Consider the following 18,377-nt stretch of genomic DNA (forward strand, 5'->3'; position numbering starts at 1 on the left):
TGAAGCGCTTTTGTCTGGTTCTGTGATATCGCAACTGTGATATGCTTCACGTTCTAGTGTGTGATCTGCATTCCAAAGTCGGGAGCGCTGGCGATTTTTATTCATTGTACTATTTTGTGGTGATAATGAACGGACTTGCACTGCCAGCGCCTGACCACCATCTGAATCAACCACACTGACTTTACGGATTGTCCAAAAACTGTTAGATTGATCACGTTTTTGCTCACAGATGGCTCACAGACTGCCCCAACGATGACAAGATTCGGGCCGCGCTGGATGCTGGTAGCTCTTGGAAGAGTAATTTGCAAAATTATATTCATACGTTAATTGGCAGGCTGGATACACATAACCAGCGTCGGGTCGAGCGTGCCCGGCTGGCCATGAATGCACAGTCGGAGCAGGTCTTCAGTCTGTTGCCAGTGCTATTGCATGTGAACCATCCCGACTTGCCTGGCTTCCAGGATTCCGAGGTGCCGCAGGGCATTGCCTCTTTCGTTCCTTCTTCCCGTCAGATTTCCCTGATCCGTGAGCAATTTGATTGTGAGCTTCCGTCTGCAGGGGGGCAGGACGTTCCAGATGGCGATATTCTGGGCCTGTATGCTATGGGCAGTACGGCGTCACTGGGACAGAGTCTGACCAGCGATCTGGATATCTGGGTTTGTATTCGGACCCGGATGCCAGTGGAAGAACGTGAAGCGCTGATCGCGAAATGCAAAGCGGTGTCCGACTGGGCGATGATTCAGGGTGTTGAAGCCAACTTTTTCCTGATTGATGATAACCGTTTCCGCCATAATTGTTCAGATGCCCTGAGTGGGGATAACTGTGGTTCCAGTCAGCATCTGCTGCTGCTGGACGAGTTTTACCGTTCTGCCGTCCATCTCGCCGGCCAGCGTTTCCTGTGGTATCTGGTTCCGCCGGAGATGGAAGAATGCTATGACGATTACGTCGACTATCTGGTCAGCAGTGGCTTTATCAATCGTGACGAATGGATCGATTTTGGCGGCCTGACCCGTATTCCGGCGGAAGAGTATTTCGGTTCCAGCCTCTGGCACCTCTATAAAAGTATCGACTCACCTTATAAGTCAGTGCTGAAGGCGATTTTGCTGGAGGCATATTCCTGTGAGTACCCACATACCCAGCTGCTGAGTGTTGACGGCAAACGCCGCTTCTTCTCGGAACACGCCTCGCATTATGCGATGGATGCCTATTATCTGATGCTGGAGAAGGTGACCCGCTATTTGGAGCGGATTCACGATCACCGCCGGCTGGATCTGGTCCGCCGCTGTTTTTATCTCAAAACGCACGAGAAGCTGACCCGTGAACCGGGTGCGGGTTCTGTGACCTGGCGCCGTGAGGTGCTGACCGAACTGTCCTCGGAATGGCAGTGGTCGCAAGAAGTTTTGGCAGAACTGGATAACCGCCGGAACTGGAAAGTCGAGCTGGTGAAACGGGCACATAACGAACTGCTTGATGCCCTGATGCTCAGCTATCGGAATCTGATCCTGTTTGCCCGTCGTAACGACATTACGTCGTCCATCAGCCCGGAAGATATCAGTATTCTGGCCCGGAAGCTGTATGCGGCCTTTGAGGTGCTGCCGGGCAAAGTGACTTTACTCAATCCGCAGATTTCTCCGGATCTCCATGAAGGCGATCTGACTTTTATTCAGGTACCGGCCGGGCGCACCAACACGGCAGGCTGGTATCTCTACAAGCAGCCGCTTGACCCGTTTGCGATTCTTGGCCAGCCGTCGCTGGAACATAACCGTTACCTGAGCAAGCTGGTGTCCTGGGCGTATTTCAACGGCTTGCTGACTGAGACGACCAATCTTCATGCGGTGGTTCGTGATTCGGCCATGGATATTGATAAGCTGTATCAGCTGGTCAGTGATATCCGCAATACATTCTCGATTCGTCGTCCTAAGCCCAGTTTGAGCGCACTGTCTAATCCGTGTGAAATCCGCCAGTTGGGGATTTTTATCAATCTGGAGCAGGACCCGACCGAGGTATTGAAAAGCCGGGCGGTGAAGTTTGACTTCAAAAATACCGATATTTTCAGTTTTGGCCCCGAGCAGACCTGCCTGGTCGGCAGTGTGGATCTGGTGTACCGCAACTCCTGGAATGAAGTGCGGACCCTGAACTTCAAGGGCGAAAATGCCATGATGGATGCCCTGAAGACGATTCTCAGCAAAATGCACCAGGATGCGATTCCGCCGGAGTCGGTGGATGTGTTCTGTTACAGCAAGCATATGCGCGGGATGATCCGGAATCTGGTGTATCAGCTGGTGGCGGAATGCATTGAGATGCGTCTGATGCCGGTCGAACAGCAGGAAAAACAGCGCCGCTTTAAAGCGATTCGTATTGGCAGTCAGACCCATGGCTTGTTCTTTGAGCGCCGCGGGGTCTCTGTGCAGAAGCTGGAAAATTCCGTTGATTTTTATCGCTGTATTTCCAGTAATAAGCTGATGGGCTCCGCGAGTGTGGTGGTGGGCAAAACGGATGAACCCCACCCGCCGTCAATCGTGGATGCCTATGCCAGTGAAGGCTTGATCCAGTTCTTCTTTGAAGACTGCGAGAATGACGGATTTAATATCTACATTCTGGATGAAACCAACCGCATTGAAGTGTACCGCCAGTGCAGCGGCAACATGGATGAGATGGTGCATGGCGTGAACCGTTTTTACACTTCAGCGCACGACAGGTTCAGCTATAGCTCGAACTTCATCAATTTCAACTTGCCGCAGTTCTACCATATTGTGTACAGCACGGCAGGTGAATGTCAGGTCTTGCCGTATAAAAGCGGGTATCAGGCCGAACGCCGAATGGCGGCGGACAGTGAAAACAGCTTGTCGGAGTCTGACTCAGGCAAGGGTGGTCACCTGAGTCTTTCCTGAAGGTCACAGCAACTGAAATGAAACGCTTCCGGCGCGCATAGCTATTTGCTGACGCGCCGGAGACGGTGACCCGTTTTCTTGCTTACCAGTCTACTTTCTCTTCTGCATGTCGTGAACATTCCCGCTTGATCAGCGAAATCAGTTCCTCACCACTGCGGGTGCAGTGCCAAACCCCATCGTTATACTTAAAGTGGTAACCGCCTGATTTGGAGGCAACCCAGATCTCGTGAAGTGGTTCCTGGCGGTTGATGACGATCTGGCTGCGGTTTTCAAATTCCAGAGTCAGTACATTGCCGGTTGTTTCATATTCGATATCTGCACCGGACTGGTCGATGCCTTCTTCGATATGCATCAGTACCTGATCAGCCAGTTTATGAAATTCAGTATCGTTCATCCTGTTCGTCCTATTGCTTTTCCTAGTGTGGGTGCGATTATAGAGGGCATTGCAATCATTATCACTGGCTTTGAAAATGCGTAAAGGTTTAATCGCAACATTTATCCTGACTGTGCTGATGCTGGCAGGCTGCGGCCAAAGCGGCCCGCTGTATATGCCGGCGGATGACACCCAGAACAACGAACAAACCGAATAACCGCGGCCATAACAGGGAAGAGATCACATTGGATTATTTTAATTATCAGCAAGACGGTCAGCTTTACGCGGAAGAGATTCCCCTCACTGATTTGGCTGAGCGTTTTGGCACCCCGCTTTATGTCTACTCCCGTGCAACGCTGGAGCGCCATTGGCGCGCCTTCGACAATGCGGCGGCTGACCATCCGCATTTAGTCTGTTATGCCGTAAAGGCCAACTCTAACCTGGGTGTGCTGAATATTCTGGCACGACTGGGTTCCGGCTTTGATATTGTCTCGGTGGGTGAACTGGAGCGAGTTATTGCTGCGGGCGGCGATGCTGCGAAAGTGGTGTTTTCCGGTGTCGGTAAAACGGCCGCGGAAATGCGCCGGGCACTGGAACTGGACATTAAGTGTTTCAATGTGGAATCCGAACCTGAGCTGGAACGTCTGAATCAGGTGGCGGCAGAGATGGGCAAGATTGCGCCGGTGTCGCTGCGGATCAACCCGGATGTTGATGCCAAAACGCACCCGTATATTTCGACGGGTCTGCGTGACAACAAGTTTGGCATTGCCTTTGACCGCGCACCGGAAGTGTACCGTCTGGCGCACAGCCTGCCGAATCTTGAAGTGATCGGAATGGACTGTCATATCGGTTCGCAGCTGACAGAGATGACCCCTTTCATTGATGCTACCGATCGCTTGCTGGCGCTGATCGATACGCTGAAAGCGGAAGGCATCGTGATCAAACATCTGGATGTCGGTGGTGGTCTGGGCGTGACCTATAGCAATGAGCAGCCGCCGTTGCCGTCAGACTATGCCAAAGCACTGCTGGAGCGACTGGAAAATCACATGGATCTGGAGCTGATTTTTGAGCCGGGCCGTGCGATTGCTGCCAATGCCGGTGTGCTGGTCAGCCGGGTGGAATATCTCAAGCATACCGAGCACAAGAATTTTGCCATTGTTGATGCGGCGATGAACGATCTGATCCGCCCGACGCTGTATCACGCCTGGCAGGAAATTGTGCCTGTGGTACCGCGTGACGGTGAGCCGATGGAATATGACTTTGTCGGCCCGATTTGTGAAACCGGTGACTATATTGGGAAAGAGCGGTTGTTGAAACTGGAGACGGGCGATTTGGTGGCCGTGCGTTCTGCCGGTGCCTATGGTTTCGTGATGTCTTCCAACTACAACACCCGTCCGCGAGTGGCGGAAATCATGGTCGACGGTGATCAGGCCCATGTGGTCCGTGAGCGCGAAACCCTGAGTCAGCTGTGGCAGTCTGAACACCTGCTGCCTTAACCCGAAACGAGAGAACGCCGATGCAGTTTCAATTTTCCAAGATGCATGGTCTGGGTAATGACTTCATGGTCGTTGACTGTGTCACCCAGAACATCTTCTTTTCACCGGACGCGATCCGGCGTCTGGCAGATCGGCATCGCGGGGTTGGTTTTGACCAGTTGCTGGTTGTGGAGCCGCCTTATGATCCCGAGACGGATTTTCACTACCGCATTTTCAATGCGGATGGCAGCGAAGTCTCGCAGTGTGGTAACGGTGCCCGCTGTTTTGCCCGTTTTGTATCGATGAAGGGACTGACCAACAAATACCGGATTTCGGTCAGTACCAAGTCCGGCAAGATGATGCTACAGCTGGAAAACGACAATCAGGTAACAGTCAACATGGGACTGCCGGAGTTTACGCCGGAGAAGATCCCGTTTTCAGCGAAACAGGAAGAGAAAACCTATATTCTTCGGGCTGAAAATAATACGGTCTTCTGCGGTGCGGTCAGTATGGGTAATCCACACTGTGTGACTGTGGTCGATGATGTGGAGACCGCTGATGTTGAAACACTGGGGCCGCTGCTGGAAAGCCATGAGCGATTCCCCGAGCGGGTCAATGTCGGTTTCATGCAGGTACTGTCGCGTTCAGCCATTCGTCTGCGGGTCTATGAACGTGGTGCCGGAGAAACGCAGGCCTGCGGTAGTGGTGCCTGTGCTGCGGTGGCCATTGGCCAGCGACAGGGACTACTGGACAGCCATGTGACGGTTAGCTTACCGGGCGGTGATCTGCACATTCGCTGGGCCGGGGATGGTCAGCCGCTGTATATGACCGGACCGGTTGCCCATGTGTTTGATGGCCAGCTGACCCTCTGAGCCTGAACATGAGCGTAAAGGTCGTGATTGGTGGGGCAGTTTGTCCCACTGAATTGAAAAGATAAACAGCCCCAAAAGCCAAGATTTATGACTGATATGAACCAACTGGATCAATCCCCGGTTGACGACGAGGCCGCACCGCTGAACCATCAGGCGGTGGTGGCCTTTTTAGCATCGCATCCGGATTTTTTTCTGCACCAGCCTGAGTTGCTGGAGCAGCTTCGCTTGCCTCACCCAGAGCGCGGCACGGTATCGCTGGTGGAACGTCAGATGGAGCGTTTGCGCCAGAAAGTGTCTGAGCTGGAAAAGCAGATTGATACCATGATGTTGGTGGCGGCCAGCAACAGTACCCTGTTTACGACTTTTGCAAAGGCGCAGCAGCGACTGTTTCAGACCCACAATATTTATCAGGCTCTGAGTGTCCTGACCGAGCTGGCTGCCGAGCTGGATCTGAGCGTCAGTATTCGCCTGTTCGACAGCCTGGATAATAAACTTTATCTGAGTCGTCAGGCCTTTGAAGGGTTTCGGCGCGCTCGTTTTAATCCACGCAGTGTCTATCTGGGGCGTTTGCGAAAAGCAGAGAGTGAATTGCTGTTTCTCCAACCGCCGCAACTGGGGTCCTTTGTGGTATTGCCCTTGGGAGAGCCGGAGCGGCCGGATGGTATTTTAAGTTTTGCCAGCCGTGACGGCGGCCACTTTCAGCCGGATATGGATACGCTGTTTGTCGAGCAATTGGCCGGTGTGCTGGGCCGTCTTATCCGGCACTGGGAATACAGCCGGGAGGTGATCGAGTGAGTCTGCCAGCCAGCCTGACGAAATCTCTGGAGCGTTTCTACGAATACTTGCGCAGTGAGCGTGAGCTGAGTCTGCATACCCAGCAGAACTACAAGCGCCAGCTGACGACGATGGCTGAGCAGTTGTTTGAGCTGGGTGTGTCGGACTGGCCGTCGGTGGATGCCGGCTGGGTTCGTCAGCTCGCCAGTAAGGGGATGCGCGATGGCCTGAAGGCCAGCAGTCTGGCCATGCGGTTGTCGGCGCTGCGCAGCTTTCTCGATTATCTGGTGCATCAGGGCGAGATCAAGGCGAATCCGGCCAAAGGCGTCTCGGCACCGCGGAAATCCCGTCCGTTACCCAAAAATCTGGACGTTGATGAAATGGATCAGTTGCTCAGTGTGGATGAAAATGATCCGCTGTCGGTGCGCGATCGCGCCATCATGGAGCTGATGTACGGTGCCGGACTGCGTTTGTCTGAATTGGTCGGGCTGAATGTGAAAGACATCAGCCTGAGTAAAGGCGATCTGCGGGTGATCGGTAAAGGAGATAAAGAGCGGGTTGTGCCTTTTGCCGGTCTGGCCCGGGAATGGGTCGGGATTTGGCTGAAAGTCAGGGGGCAGTTGGCTGCACCCGGAGAACCGGCACTGTTTGTTTCTAAACTGGGGCAGCGGATTTCAAACCGGAATGTCCAGAAGCGGATGGCGGAATGGGGTCAGAAGCAGTCGGTGTCCAGCCATATCAATCCGCACAAGCTCCGCCACAGCTTTGCCACGCATATGCTCGAATCGAGTGGTGACCTGCGTGCGGTACAGGAATTGCTGGGTCACGCCAACCTCAGCACCACACAAATCTACACCCATCTGGATTTCCAGCATCTGGCGAAGGTGTATGATCAGGCCCATCCCCGGGCCAGGAAACGCAAATAAACCCAGGCAAGAAAAGGAGCCGTTGTCATGCAGTTTTACCGCAGTTTTCGTTCGCCCAAGGCGATGACCTTCGATCTGGACGATACCCTGTACGACAATCATCCGGTGATTTTGCGGGCGGAACAGGCGATGCACGACTGGCTTGCAGCATCCCATCCGGTTGCACAAGACCTGACCCCGGCGGACTGGCATCGACTCAAATTCCGACTGGCGAAGGAAAATCCGATGCTGCGCCATGACGTGACTGAGTGGCGGCGGGAGATGTTGCGGACCGGGCTGATGCAGCTGGGGTATTCTGTGCAGCAAGCGAGTGCCGCGAGCGAAGAAGGGCTCAGCGTGGTGCTGACGGTGCGCAATCAGGTGGATGTGCCGGCGCTGACCCACGCGGTGCTGGGAGAACTGGCAACCCGGGTGCCGCTGCTGGCAATCACCAACGGCAACGTGGATGCAGACAAGATTGGTCTGGGCAAATATTTTTCCCGGGTGTTGGTGGCGGGCCGCGACGGTCTGTCGAAGCCGGAGCCGGATTTGTTTTTGCAGGCTCAGGCACTGCTGGGGGTAGCCCCCCAGGATATCCTCCATGTCGGTGACCATCTAGAGACCGATGTCGGCGGTGCCCGGCGCTGTGGTTTTCAGGCTTGCTGGCTGAATGATCAACGCCGGCCACTACATCTGGAAACCAAAGCCAAGTGGCTGCCGGACGTTGAAATTCATACCCTGGACCAACTGCTGACGCTGGTCTGAATTATTCCATCAGACGGCTGGGCCGGCGTGCCCGGCCGGTCAGGTGATCGAGTGAGATCAGGCCGGCCCCCCAGAACACATTCACCAGCAACATCATGCCCCACAGCTGGTGATCAAAGAATCCCTTCTCCCACAGCAGTGGATAAGAGACCACCGCAATCATATTGAAGATGAACAGCAGCAGTGCCATCGGACGGGTCAGCAGACCCAGTGCCAGAAAAACAGGCACGATCAGTTCGGTTGCCGTGCCCAGATAGGCAGCGATCCGCCAGGGGATGAGCGGTACCTGATATTCATACTCAAACAGATAGAGGGTACTGTCCCAGCTCTGGAACTTCAGCATTCCGGCGTTGAAAAACACCCAGGCGACCCACAACCGGGTCAGCAGGAGCAGTAACGGAGTAATGGGTGCCAGCGCCCGGCTGAACTGGGTATCGATGTCTTTGATCAGATAAAACATATCAGTCCCTCTGTTTACGCTTCTGTTTCATCAGGATAGTGGATATTGGCGAACACTTGCTGCGAAATCAGCTCGCCCAGCAGTGCCAGCATCTCCGGACTGGCTTGATTCAGCGGTCGGTGCTGTTTGGACAATGCGACCAGCGCCGTGCCAGCTGTCGTGGTGGTGATCACCCTGGGGCCGGGCAAAACGATGGCTGATTGCGGCCGGTGGATGTCCAGACTCTCCAGATTATTCAGAACATCGTCGTGAATGGCCTGCCACAATTCAGCGACGGCATAGTCACTGTCGAGTAGCTCGCAGCCCGGATTTGGAATCAGCCGAGCCTGTGCCAGCCGTGCTTCGGTCAGCCCTTGCAGCTTCTCCAGCGGGAAATCCGGGGCGGACGAGGTGAGCTGACCGGCCCGGTCGACCCACCATTCCAGCCGGGCCAGATCGGCCAGATAAGGAACGGCCTGATGCAGTGATGCCTGTGCGCAGATGGTGTCATCAAAACCACAGCCATAGTGGCTGACATCCCCCTGTTCAAGCGGGACGGTTAAAACATGCTGCCGGGCCAGTGCCGAAAAACATGCCTCACCGACCACAGCTTTGACAGCCGGATAGGTGGCTTCCAGTACTTCGGTCAGACCGATAATAAAGTTGTTGCGGTAGATCTGGAGTTGCTGATCGGCACTCAAGGCATGTGGCATGATGAGATCCGTGATTTCACTGGGCTGGTAGTGCAGGGCCCGGGCAAAGCTGGTTTGCAGCGTTGCCAGATCCGGCCCGTCAGGCTTGACGGCGTTCATGCGATGCCTCCGTGTCGCGCAGGATCTGCCGGGCTTTATCTGCTTCGCCAAGCAGCACTTCAAGCGGCGGAATGTCGAGATCCCATTCAATCAGGGTCGGTACAGCGCCGTGCTGGCGGACCCAGTTGCGGTATAGCTGCCACACCGGCTCGCTGACCGGACGGCTGTGGGTATCGATCCAAACCTCACCCTGTTCCAGTTTTTTGACCGTAAACCCGGCCAGATGGATTTCTTTCACCGCCGCCGGGTTGATGGCGGCGAGGTAAGTGTCGCAATCGAAGCCGTGGTTAAAACTGCTGACATAAATGTTATTGAGATCCAGCAGCAGGCCGCAGCCGGTTCGTTGCTGGACCCAGCTCAGAAAATCCCACTCCGTATAGTCTGCATGACGGAAGCTGAGGTAGCTCGACGGGTTTTCCAGCAGCAGCTGGCGGCCAAGGGTATCCTGCACCTGCGAGATTTTATCGCAGACCAGATTCAGGGCTTCTTCGGTATAGGGAATGGGTAATAAATCATTTAAGTACTGGCCGTTGACGGAACTCCAGCTCAGGTGATCAGAAACGGCCATGGGCTGGAGGTCATCAACCAGATGTTTGAGCTGGGTCAGATGCCGGTGATTGAGGAGGTCGGCAGAGCCCAGAGACAACCCAATGCCGTGGCAGCTGATTGGAAACCGTTCGGCAATCTGGCGGAGGGTCTGGCGTGCCGGGCTTTCCGGATTGAAGTAGTTTTCGCTGTGAACTTCCAGCCAGCCCACTTGAGGCGCTTCCATGCCGGCAAAAAGAGTCAGGTGGGGGGCTCTCAGGCCAACCCCAACCTGCTGAAAGGCGCAATCATGAATCATGATTAGCTGCTTTTGGTGCTGCCGCCGGCCAGACGGTCACACAGGCCTTTGGGAACCATGATGAATGCATCTTTCTGACCATCCATTTTGGCGGTTCCGGCACAGGAACCGGTTTTAGTGGCGCAGTCATTCTTTCCGGCTTTGGCGACGCCATAACATTTTTCTTTCGCGCCGCTGTCAGCCGCGACGGCAGGGGCCGTACCAGCCAGCATCAGCAGACCAGAGACAGCAGTAGCTAAGGCGAGATTGCTCTTTTTCATCATCATTCCTCTTGATATCAGACGGTTCAGGTAGTGCGGTGTCGAGCGTTCGTCCTGTGATGGACGTGAGATACTTCAGGTGCTCTTATCCACTATAGAAAGGCAGGGGCCGAAAGAAATTTCAGATGAAGTGATTTTTTTTCTGTGTGTCGGTTCTGTACGACAGTGGTGCTGGCTCCTGAATTTGAGGTGCGATGGGCCGACTGAGACTCAGTATGAGACAGGGCGGGCATTCTTTGTCTGAGCTGTTATAATCACCGCCAGTGTATAAATAACCAGTAGAAAGGCGATGGACGTTTCACTCTTGTTAGATGGTCTCAATGACAAACAGCGCGAAGCGGTGGCGGCACCGCTGGGTAATCATTTGGTCCTGGCCGGGGCCGGCAGCGGGAAAACCCGGGTGCTGGTGCACCGGATTGCCTGGTTGCTGCGGGTCGAAGAAGCCTCGCCTTTCTCCATCATGTCGGTGACCTTCACCAACAAAGCCGCCGCGGAAATGCGCGGCCGGATTAACGCGCTGATGCAGGGAAACTGCGCCGGGATGTGGAACGGCACGTTCCACGGCCTGAGTCACCGCATGCTGCGCGCCCATTATCTCGATGCCCGGTTGCCGGAAGATTTCAATATCATCGATTCCGATGATCAGATGCGCCTGCTGCGCCGGTTGATCAAAGCGCAGAATCTTGACGAGAAACAGTGGCCGGCCCGTCAGGCGGCCTGGTATATCAACGGCAAAAAAGATGAAGGGCTGCGTCCGTCGCATGTCGAGACCTTTAACGACCCGGTCGAACAGACCTGGCTACGTCTTTATACCGCCTATCAGGAAGCCTGTGATCGGGCCGGGCTGGTGGACTTTGCTGAACTCTTGCTGCGCTCTTTTGAGCTGCTCAAGCATAACAAGCACATCCGCGACCATTATCAGGCCCGTTTCAAGCACATTCTGGTGGACGAATTCCAGGATACCAACAACATCCAGTTTGCCTGGTTACGCATGATGGCAGGGCCTGAATGCCACGTGATGATCGTGGGCGATGACGACCAGTCGATCTACGGCTGGCGGGGTGCCAAGGTTGAGAATATTCAGCGTTTCCTGAATGAATTTACCCAGACCTCCAGTATTTTCCTGGAGCAGAACTACCGTTCGACCGGGAATATCCTGCAGGCGGCGAACGCACTGATCGCCAATAACAATGAGCGGATGGGCAAAAACCTGTGGACTGACGGCGGTGAAGGCGAAAAGATTTCGGTGTATTCCGCGTTTAACGAGCTGGATGAAGCCCGGTTTGTCGTCGGGAAGATCAAAGGCTGGCAGGACAGCGGTGGCGCGCTCAGTGATACGGCGATGCTGTACCGCAGCAACGCCCAGTCGCGGGTGCTGGAAGAGGCTCTGATTCAGGCCGGAATGCCTTACCGGATTTATGGCGGCATGCGTTTCTTCGACCGTCAGGAAATCAAAGATTCGCTGTCTTATCTGCGCCTGATTGCCAACCGCGATGACGATACCTCGTTTGAGCGGGTGGTGAACACCCCGGCTCGGGGGCTGGGTGAGCGGACGCTGGATACCATCCGGATGGCGGCCCGCGACCGCGGCACCACCATGTGGCAGGCCAGTGTCGCCTTGCTGGATGAGAAAGTGCTGGCGGGCCGGGCAGCCAATTCACTGCGTCGTTTTGTGGAACTGGTCAATGCACTGGAAGATGACACCCGGGACATGCAGCTGTATCAGCAGACCGATGAAGTGATCCGTTCGTCCGGGCTGCGGGCAATGTACGAGCAGGAAAAAGGCGAGAAAGCACAGGCCCGGATCGAAAACCTGGAAGAGCTGGTGACGGCTACTCGTCAGTTTGAAGTGCCGGAAGAAGCCGAGGAGATGAGTCCGCTGGCTGCGTTCCTGTCCCATGCGGCGCTGGAAGCCGGTGAAGGACAGGCCGATGACTTCGATGATGCGGTACAACTGATGACGCTGCACAGTGCTAAAGGTCTGGAGTTCCCGATGGTGTTCATGGTGGGCGTGGAAGAAGGGATGTTCCCGAGTTTCCGCACCTCTGAAGAGCCGGGGCGTCTCGAGGAAGAGCGCCGTCTGTGTTATGTTGGTATGACCCGTGCGATGGAAAAACTCTACATCACCCACGCTGAGATGCGTCGTCTGTACGGTAAGGATAATTTCCACAAGGTGTCGCGCTTCGTGCGTGAGATCCCGGAGGAATTTGTTGAAGAAGTGCGAATGAAAGCGCAGGTGTCCCGTCCGTCAACCGGTGGCCGGTTCAGTCAGACGCAGGTGAATGATAACTTTAATCAGACCGGTTTCAGTCTTGGACAGCGGGTCCAGCACCCGAAATTCGGGGAAGGGACCATCATCAATTTTGAAGGCAGCGGTGCCCAGAGCCGGGTGCAGGTCGCTTTCAATGGTGAAGGAATCAAATGGCTGGTGACGCAGTACGCCAAGCTGGAAGCGATGTAAGTCATCACTGACAGGCTCCATCAAGAGAAACGCGCCGTCTCCTCAGGATGACGGCGCGTTTTTGATCGCAGTTCGTGGAAAAGGACGCTTATTGTGCGACCACTTTGCCTTCACGGCGCGGGTCGGCGGCACCGTTCAGCTGGCCGCGGAACAGACCGATGGCCTGCACCCCGGAATTGAGCGGTTTGATTTTGACTTCAAAACCCAGCTTCTCCAGTTCCGGTGCCCAGCGCTCGGCACTGGTGCCCTGCTCCAGCTCAAACGGACCAAACCGGTTATTCATGTTCGGCAGATCAACTGCCTGCTGCAAACTCAGTCCCCAGTCGAGGTGGGCCACCAGCGTCTTGGCCACATAGCCGATGATCTGGCTGCCACCCGGCGAGCCGATGGCCAGCACTGGCTTGTCGTTTTTCAGCACGATGGTTGGCGCCATTGATGAGCGCGGCCGTTTGCCCGGCTCGACCCGGTTGGCAATCGGCATCCCGTTGTCATGGGTGCTGAAGGAGAAATCGGTCAGCTCGTTGTTGAGCAGAAAGCCGCGCACCATCAGGCGAGAGCCGAACCCGTTCTCAATGGTGGTGGTCATCGACAGCACGTTTCTGTCTTTGTCGACGATCACTAGGTGGCTGGTTGACGGCAGTTCGATCGCATTATCCAGTCCGTAGTTCATCGCATGGGACCACGGCGGTAAGCCGGCACTCACTTCTTTCAGGGCCTGATTGCTTTTCAGCAGTCCGGCGCGTTGTTGCAGGTAGTTTTTGTCCAGCAGCCCTTCGGTCGGCATCGGGACAAAATCGCTGTCGGCCATGTATCGGCCCCGGTCGGCAAAGGCCAGTCGGGAAGCATCGCCAAGCAGATGCCAGCTCAGGGCTTTGTTCGGGCCCAGCTCTTTCATCGGATAATGGCTGAGAATACCGAGGATCTGACCCAGCGTCAGGGCACCGGAGCTGGGTGGTCCCATGCCGCAGACTTCGTACTGGCGGTAAGGGGCGCACACGGCAGGGCGTTCTTTCACGGTGTAGGTTGCCAGATCCATGGTGTTCAGAACGCCCGGATTGCCTGTGGCTTCACGCACCGTTTTCACGATGTCTTTGGCGATGTCGCCGTGGTAGAAGGCGCTGGCGCCCCGAGCTGCAATTTGCTGCAAGGTATCGGTATAAGCCGGGTTTTTCAGGGTATCACCAGCTTTCAGTGGCTGGCCGCCCGGAAAGAAATACGCTTTGGTTGCCGGAAAACGTTGCAGGCGTTCGCTGTCTTCCCGGATCAGCTGCGCCAGACGCGGACTGACGGTAAAGCCATCCCGGGCCAGTTTGATCGCCGGTTCAAACAGATCTTTCCACGGCAGTTTACCGAGGCGCTGGTGGGTGTGCCACAGCAGCTTGACGGTGCCCGGCGTTCCGACGGAACGGCCGCCGACCACGGCATCGTAAAAGGCCAGTGGTTTGCCGGTTTCATCCTGAAATAACTGGGGGGTAACTTCCGCCGGAGCCGTTTCGCGGCCATCGAAAGTGGTCAGGGCATCTTTCTCACTGTCCCAGTACACCAGAAATGCGCCGCCCCCCAGACCGGAGGACTGCGGTTCGGTCAGGCCCAGCACCAGTTGCGCGGCGATCATGGCATCTATGGCATTGCCGCCTTTGGCTAACATGGCGGCGCCGGCGTCACTGGCATAGGGGTTGGCCGTCGCTATCATCCAGTCTTTGCCGGTCACCTGGGCATTATGCTGTAAACCCGTGGCCCCTTCCGGGGCGACCAGATCGGCGGCTTGCTCACTGAAAGCCGGTGCGGTCAGCAGCAGGCTCGTCAGCGCCAGGGCAAGGGAGGTCCTTTTCATGGCAGATCCTTTTTAAAATTGTTGTGAATCAAGGGATAAGATTAGGTGTTTTATCACAGATTGCCCGTTGGGTTGAGCAATCTGTGACAAGATCTGAAAAGCGGGGCGGGTTAAGCGAGCTGTGTTTTCTTCCGGTTGCGGCGGTGGCCTTGAATGCCATCGTAGCTGAACAAGACCAGCGCCATCCAGATGCAGGCAAAAGTCAGACTCTTGTCGGCACTGAAAACCTCGCCGTACATGAAAACGGCCAGCAGGAACATCAGGCTCGGGCCGATGTACTGGAAAATGCCCAGCGTTGAGAGTTTCAGTTTGGTGGCAGCCCCGGTAAAGCACAGCAACGGCAGGGTGGTGACGATCCCGGCGGCCATCAGCAGCAGGTTGGTGTTCAGGCTGTTCTGAGTCCAGTCTGAGGTCGGGCTGTCGGCAAAGAAGAAGACATAGCCCAGCGCCAGCGGCAACAGAATGCTGGTCTCCATGAATAGGCCGGTCTGGGCATCCAGATTGACCTTTTTGCGCAGCAGGCCGTAGATCCCAAAGCTGCCCGCCAGTACCAGCGCCACCCAGGGCAGAGAGCCAAAATGGATGAGCTGGATCGCGACGCCACCGGCAGCCAGCGCCACGGCCAGCCATTGCAGTGGTCGCAGGCGTTCCCCAAGGAAAATCATGCCCAGCAGGACATTGAGCAGTGGGTTGATGAAATAGCCCAGGCTGGCATCCAGCATGTAATTGCTGTTCACGGCCCAGATAAAAATCAGCCAGTTGCCGCCAATGACCACAGAGCTGGCCAGCAGCATCATGACCGCTTTCGGCTGTTTGAGCACCTGACGGACTTTGCCCCAGCCCTTTCCGAGAAAAATCAGTGCAGCCAGGAAAAAGAAAGACCAGATAATGCGGTGGCTGATAATTTCAAAGGGGCTGACCGATTGCAGCTGTTTAAAGTAAATGGGTGCAATGCCCCACATGGTGTAGGCGGCCAGGGCCAGGATCACCCCGCGTTGGGTTGTTTTCGCTTGCTCGTCCATGGTATTCCAGTGTGTTGTGGTAAAGCGTTGGCAGAAGGCGGTGTAAAGACGCAGTGTCTGTTGGAACGGGCAGTATAATCCCAGTCAGTTGAAAATGACCAGTGACTTATGGGTGTTCAGTGCGGGTGGCTCCCATCCCGGATCTGATTGGTATAGAATAGCCGGCTGTGTCCATCAAGAGTGAAGTCATGTCTGCCTCAACCCCAGATCTCAGTCGCGCCGTCACGTCCGCCACCAGTGCGCAGATCCTGCAACAGGTGTTCGGCTATCAGTCTTTCCGGCCCGGCCAGCAGGCAGTCATTGACGCAGTGGCATCCGGTCGCGACTGTCTGGTGATCCTGCCCACCGGTGGCGGTAAATCACTGTGTTATCAGATTCCGGCGTTGATGCGCGAGGGGCTGACGCTGGTGATTTCCCCCCTGATCTCCCTGATGAAAGATCAGGTTGACCAGTTGCAGGCCAACGGGGTGGCGGCGGGATGTCTCAATTCGACGATGACGCCAGAGGCACTGCAGGCAACCTGGCAGGGGATGGCCAACGGCACACTCAAACTGGTGTATGTCTCCCCGGAACGGGTGCTCAGCCGCGATTTTATCGATCGGCTGCGTGACTTGCCGATCAGCCTGCTGGCGGTGGATGAAGCCCACTGTATTTCTCAGTGGGGACATGATTTCCGGCCGGAATACGCGGCACTGGGTACACTGAAAGAACATTTTCCGCAGATGCCGGTCATTGCCCTGACGGCGACGGCGGATGACACAACCCGTCACGATATCACGAGCCGGCTGGCACTCACCGATCCGTTCATTCATCTGGGTAGTTTTGACCGTCCGAATATCCGCTATACCCTGCAGGAAAAATACAAACCAATGGCACAGCTGGGACGCTTTCTGACCAGCGTGCGCGGGCAGAGCGGTATCATCTACTGTAACAGCCGCAAGAAAGTCGAGCAGGTGGCAGAAAAACTGGCCGGGCAGGGTATTCGTGCTGCGGCTTACCATGCCGGGCTGGACCATGACGAGCGTATTCGGGTGCAGGAAGGTTTCCAGCGGGATGACATTCAGGTTGTGGCGGCAACCGTGGCTTTCGGGATGGGGATCAACAAGCCGAATGTGCGTTTTGTGGTGCACTTTGATATTCCGCGTAATATCGAATCTTACTATCAGGAAACCGGCCGTGCCGGGCGGGATGGTCTGGCGGCAGAGGCCGTGATGTTCTATGACCCGGCCGATCTGGCCTGGCTGCGCCGCTGTCTCGAAGAAAAAGATGACGGGCCGCAGAAACAGGTGGAAGGACATAAGCTCAATGCCATGGGTGCCTTTGCTGAAGCACAGACCTGCCGTCGTCAGGTTCTGCTGCATTATTTTGGCGAGCACAGTGAACATGCCTGTGGGAACTGCGATATCTGCCTTGACCCGCCACAGCATTTCGATGCACTGGAAACAGCGCAGAAGGCATTGTCTTGTGTCTACCGGGTCAATCAGCGGTTCGGCGTCCATCATGTGGTTGATGTGCTGCGTGGTCTGCAAAATGCCAAAGTGCGGGAACAGGGCCACGAAAAGCTGAGTACCTATGGCATCGGTCGGGAGCACAGTCATGAATTTTGGGTGGGCATCCTGCGTCAGCTGATCCACCGCGGGTTCCTGTCCCAGAACATCGTGAATCATTCCACCCTGCAACTGACGGAAAAAGCCCGGACGATTCTGCGCGGAGAAGCGTCGCTACAACTGGCGGTGCCGCGGATTGACAGCAGCGCCCGCAGTTCGCGGCCGGACAGTCGTCTCAAACGTCAGTATGATAAGAAACTATTTTCCAAGCTGCGGATGGTTCGCAAAGCGATTGCCGATGAAGAATCCCTGCCGCCTTATGTAGTCTTCAACGATGCCAGTCTGATGGAAATGGCCGAATGCCTGCCGACCTCGGAAGGGGAGTTACTGGCGGTGAATGGCGTCGGTCAGCGTAAGCTGGAAAAATACGGCAAGGTGTTTCTGTCGGTGATTGAAGAGCACCTGCTGGCTGCTGCGGAATATTCCTGACGGATACAGGGTAAAAAAAACCGGACAATCGAAGATTATCCGGCAGAGAGTGTAGCAGAAACAAAACGAGGGCTTTGTTGACTACAAAACAGCTTGCGTATTGGGGCGAGAATGCAATTCTTCGCCACAGTGTGGTGAGGCCTCCTGGCCATCCCCACAACGCAGGGATCAGACCATGAAATCCGTCCTGAATCTATTGGTTGCTTATGCTTTGACACGCTAAGCAACACTTGGTTACATCAAACCGGGAATGATGTACCGGACACTGACAAGGAAACCCCGATGACTATATCCTCTGAACCTCATTTTGGTGTACGCGAACTGGACCATACACGTGGCTGTCTGCACCTCATCGCCCCAGAATTCGACTATGACAGCTTTGCCGGGTTGGCGCAGTCTCTGGTGACACTGCTGGGTGCAAGCGTAGTGGAACAAGAAGCGAATGCTGATCTGCATGTCTGGCTGATTGACTTTGAAGGCTGTCGCCTGTTGCTCAAAGGGGAGCATTACAGTGCCAGTCTGTGGCTGGAAATTCTGAGTCAGGATGATCGTGAGACGCTGGATTTTCTCGCTGCCTGGCTGAAAAAGTTGACTTACTAATCAAATTTCAACTG

The 18,377-nt window shown here is 55.3% G+C and carries 17 protein-coding genes; 10 read left to right on the forward strand and 7 right to left on the reverse strand.

The genetic code is table 11. The features are described 5' to 3' along the window. Nucleotides 1–302: 302 nt before the first annotated feature. On the forward strand, nt 303–2,891 hold the full coding sequence (locus EA58_RS07445; RefSeq protein ID WP_051641942.1) for a class I adenylate cyclase: 2,589 nt from the start codon (nt 303–305) through the stop codon (nt 2,889–2,891). Nucleotides 2,892–2,973: 82 nt separating this feature from the next. On the opposite strand, the gene cyaY is transcribed toward EA58_RS07445, so the two are convergent. Further along, entirely contained in the window at nt 2,974–3,285 is a 312-nt protein-coding gene (cyaY, locus tag EA58_RS07450; RefSeq protein ID WP_036750928.1) for an iron donor protein CyaY, read from the reverse strand. Nucleotides 3,286–3,361: 76 nt separating this feature from the next. On the opposite strand from cyaY, the gene lptM reads away from it, so the two are divergent. From lptM to yigB, 6 genes are all read left to right on the forward strand, one after another. Continuing rightward, nucleotides 3,362–3,481 carry an LPS translocon maturation chaperone LptM gene (gene lptM / locus EA58_RS07455; protein ID WP_036750931.1) on the forward strand — a complete coding sequence of 40 codons (120 nt, stop codon included), beginning with the start codon at nt 3,362–3,364 and terminating at the stop codon, nt 3,479–3,481. 28 nt (nt 3,482–3,509) lie between these two features. Further along, entirely contained in the window at nt 3,510–4,760 is a 1,251-nt protein-coding gene (gene lysA / locus EA58_RS07460) for a diaminopimelate decarboxylase (RefSeq protein WP_036750933.1), read from the forward strand. A gap of 20 nt (nt 4,761–4,780) precedes the next feature. Beyond that, nucleotides 4,781–5,611 carry a diaminopimelate epimerase gene (dapF, locus tag EA58_RS07465; RefSeq protein ID WP_036750937.1) on the forward strand — a complete coding sequence of 277 codons (831 nt, stop codon included), beginning with the start codon at nt 4,781–4,783 and terminating at the stop codon, nt 5,609–5,611. Between the two features lie 87 nt (nt 5,612–5,698). Next, nucleotides 5,699–6,406 (forward strand): DUF484 family protein, encoded by a 708-nt coding sequence (locus EA58_RS07470; protein WP_036750939.1) that lies wholly within the window; start codon nt 5,699–5,701, stop codon nt 6,404–6,406. Further along, entirely contained in the window at nt 6,403–7,311 is a 909-nt protein-coding gene (gene xerC, locus EA58_RS07475; RefSeq protein WP_036750942.1) for a tyrosine recombinase XerC, read from the forward strand. Before EA58_RS07470 ends, xerC begins: the two co-directional genes overlap by 4 nt. 27 nt (nt 7,312–7,338) lie before the next feature. Beyond that, entirely contained in the window at nt 7,339–8,055 is a 717-nt protein-coding gene (gene yigB, locus EA58_RS07480) for a 5-amino-6-(5-phospho-D-ribitylamino)uracil phosphatase YigB (protein WP_036750944.1), read from the forward strand. 1 nt (nt 8,056) lies between these two features. On the opposite strand, the gene EA58_RS07485 is transcribed toward yigB, so the two are convergent. From EA58_RS07485 to EA58_RS07500, 4 genes are read right to left on the reverse strand one after another with little or no spacing between them, the layout of a single operon-like run. After that, a complete protein-coding gene (locus EA58_RS07485) occupies nt 8,057–8,515 on the reverse strand; it encodes a DoxX family protein (protein ID WP_036750946.1) in 459 nt (152 codons plus the stop codon). A gap of 14 nt (nt 8,516–8,529) precedes the next feature. Next, on the reverse strand, nt 8,530–9,306 hold the full coding sequence (locus EA58_RS07490) for an HvfC/BufC N-terminal domain-containing protein (RefSeq protein ID WP_036750948.1): 777 nt from the start codon (nt 9,304–9,306) through the stop codon (nt 8,530–8,532). Beyond that, nucleotides 9,287–10,150, reverse strand: coding sequence for an MNIO family bufferin maturase (gene bufB, locus EA58_RS07495; RefSeq protein ID WP_036750952.1), 864 nt, complete (start codon nt 10,148–10,150; stop codon nt 9,287–9,289). Before bufB ends, EA58_RS07490 begins: the two co-directional genes overlap by 20 nt. Before the next feature lie 2 nt (nt 10,151–10,152). Further along, nucleotides 10,153–10,410 (reverse strand): BufA1 family periplasmic bufferin-type metallophore, encoded by a 258-nt coding sequence (locus EA58_RS07500; protein WP_036750955.1) that lies wholly within the window; start codon nt 10,408–10,410, stop codon nt 10,153–10,155. 289 nt (nt 10,411–10,699) lie between these two features. Here EA58_RS07500 and uvrD point away from each other — a divergent pair, with 289 nt between their 5' ends. Beyond that, the gene (uvrD, locus tag EA58_RS07505) at nt 10,700–12,871 is read left to right on the forward strand and encodes a DNA helicase II (protein ID WP_036750957.1); all 2,172 of its coding nucleotides are present in this window, start codon (nt 10,700–10,702) and stop codon (nt 12,869–12,871) included. Between the two features lie 88 nt (nt 12,872–12,959). On the opposite strand, the gene ggt is transcribed toward uvrD, so the two are convergent. Continuing rightward, a complete protein-coding gene (ggt, locus tag EA58_RS07510; protein ID WP_036750960.1) occupies nt 12,960–14,705 on the reverse strand; it encodes a gamma-glutamyltransferase in 1,746 nt (581 codons plus the stop codon). Nucleotides 14,706–14,815: 110 nt separating this feature from the next. Continuing rightward, nucleotides 14,816–15,727: an EamA family transporter RarD gene (gene rarD, locus EA58_RS07515; protein ID WP_036750962.1), complete on the reverse strand. Its 912-nt coding sequence runs from the start codon at nt 15,725–15,727 to the stop codon at nt 14,816–14,818. A 188-nt stretch (nt 15,728–15,915) separates the two neighbouring features. On the opposite strand from rarD, the gene recQ reads away from it, so the two are divergent. After that, the gene (gene recQ, locus EA58_RS07520) at nt 15,916–17,763 is read left to right on the forward strand and encodes an ATP-dependent DNA helicase RecQ (protein ID WP_036750966.1); all 1,848 of its coding nucleotides are present in this window, start codon (nt 15,916–15,918) and stop codon (nt 17,761–17,763) included. A 282-nt stretch (nt 17,764–18,045) separates the two neighbouring features. Further along, nucleotides 18,046–18,363 (forward strand): DUF3630 family protein, encoded by a 318-nt coding sequence (locus EA58_RS07525; protein ID WP_036750968.1) that lies wholly within the window; start codon nt 18,046–18,048, stop codon nt 18,361–18,363. Nucleotides 18,364–18,377 lie beyond the last annotated feature (14 nt).

The organism is Photobacterium galatheae, assembly GCF_000695255.1.
Classification (GTDB): Bacteria; Pseudomonadota; Gammaproteobacteria; order Enterobacterales; family Vibrionaceae; genus Photobacterium; species Photobacterium galatheae.

Coding starts and splice junctions, on each gene's coding strand:
- lptM (WP_036750931.1), top strand. CDS start 3,362: ATGCGTAAAGGTTTAATCGCAACATTTATCCTGACTGTGCTGATGCTG.
- rarD (WP_036750962.1), bottom strand. CDS start 15,727: ATGGACGAGCAAGCGAAAACAACCCAACGCGGGGTGATCCTGGCCCTG.
- yigB (WP_036750944.1), top strand. CDS start 7,339: ATGCAGTTTTACCGCAGTTTTCGTTCGCCCAAGGCGATGACCTTCGAT.
- uvrD (WP_036750957.1), top strand. CDS start 10,700: ATGGACGTTTCACTCTTGTTAGATGGTCTCAATGACAAACAGCGCGAA.
- cyaY (WP_036750928.1), bottom strand. CDS start 3,285: ATGAACGATACTGAATTTCATAAACTGGCTGATCAGGTACTGATGCAT.
- recQ (WP_036750966.1), top strand. CDS start 15,916: ATGTCTGCCTCAACCCCAGATCTCAGTCGCGCCGTCACGTCCGCCACC.
- EA58_RS07500 (WP_036750955.1), bottom strand. CDS start 10,410: ATGAAAAAGAGCAATCTCGCCTTAGCTACTGCTGTCTCTGGTCTGCTG.
- EA58_RS07470 (WP_036750939.1), top strand. CDS start 5,699: ATGACTGATATGAACCAACTGGATCAATCCCCGGTTGACGACGAGGCC.
- EA58_RS07525 (WP_036750968.1), top strand. CDS start 18,046: ATGACTATATCCTCTGAACCTCATTTTGGTGTACGCGAACTGGACCAT.
- ggt (WP_036750960.1), bottom strand. CDS start 14,705: ATGAAAAGGACCTCCCTTGCCCTGGCGCTGACGAGCCTGCTGCTGACC.
- EA58_RS07490 (WP_036750948.1), bottom strand. CDS start 9,306: ATGAACGCCGTCAAGCCTGACGGGCCGGATCTGGCAACGCTGCAAACC.
- bufB (WP_036750952.1), bottom strand. CDS start 10,150: ATGATTCATGATTGCGCCTTTCAGCAGGTTGGGGTTGGCCTGAGAGCC.
- dapF (WP_036750937.1), top strand. CDS start 4,781: ATGCAGTTTCAATTTTCCAAGATGCATGGTCTGGGTAATGACTTCATG.
- EA58_RS07485 (WP_036750946.1), bottom strand. CDS start 8,515: ATGTTTTATCTGATCAAAGACATCGATACCCAGTTCAGCCGGGCGCTG.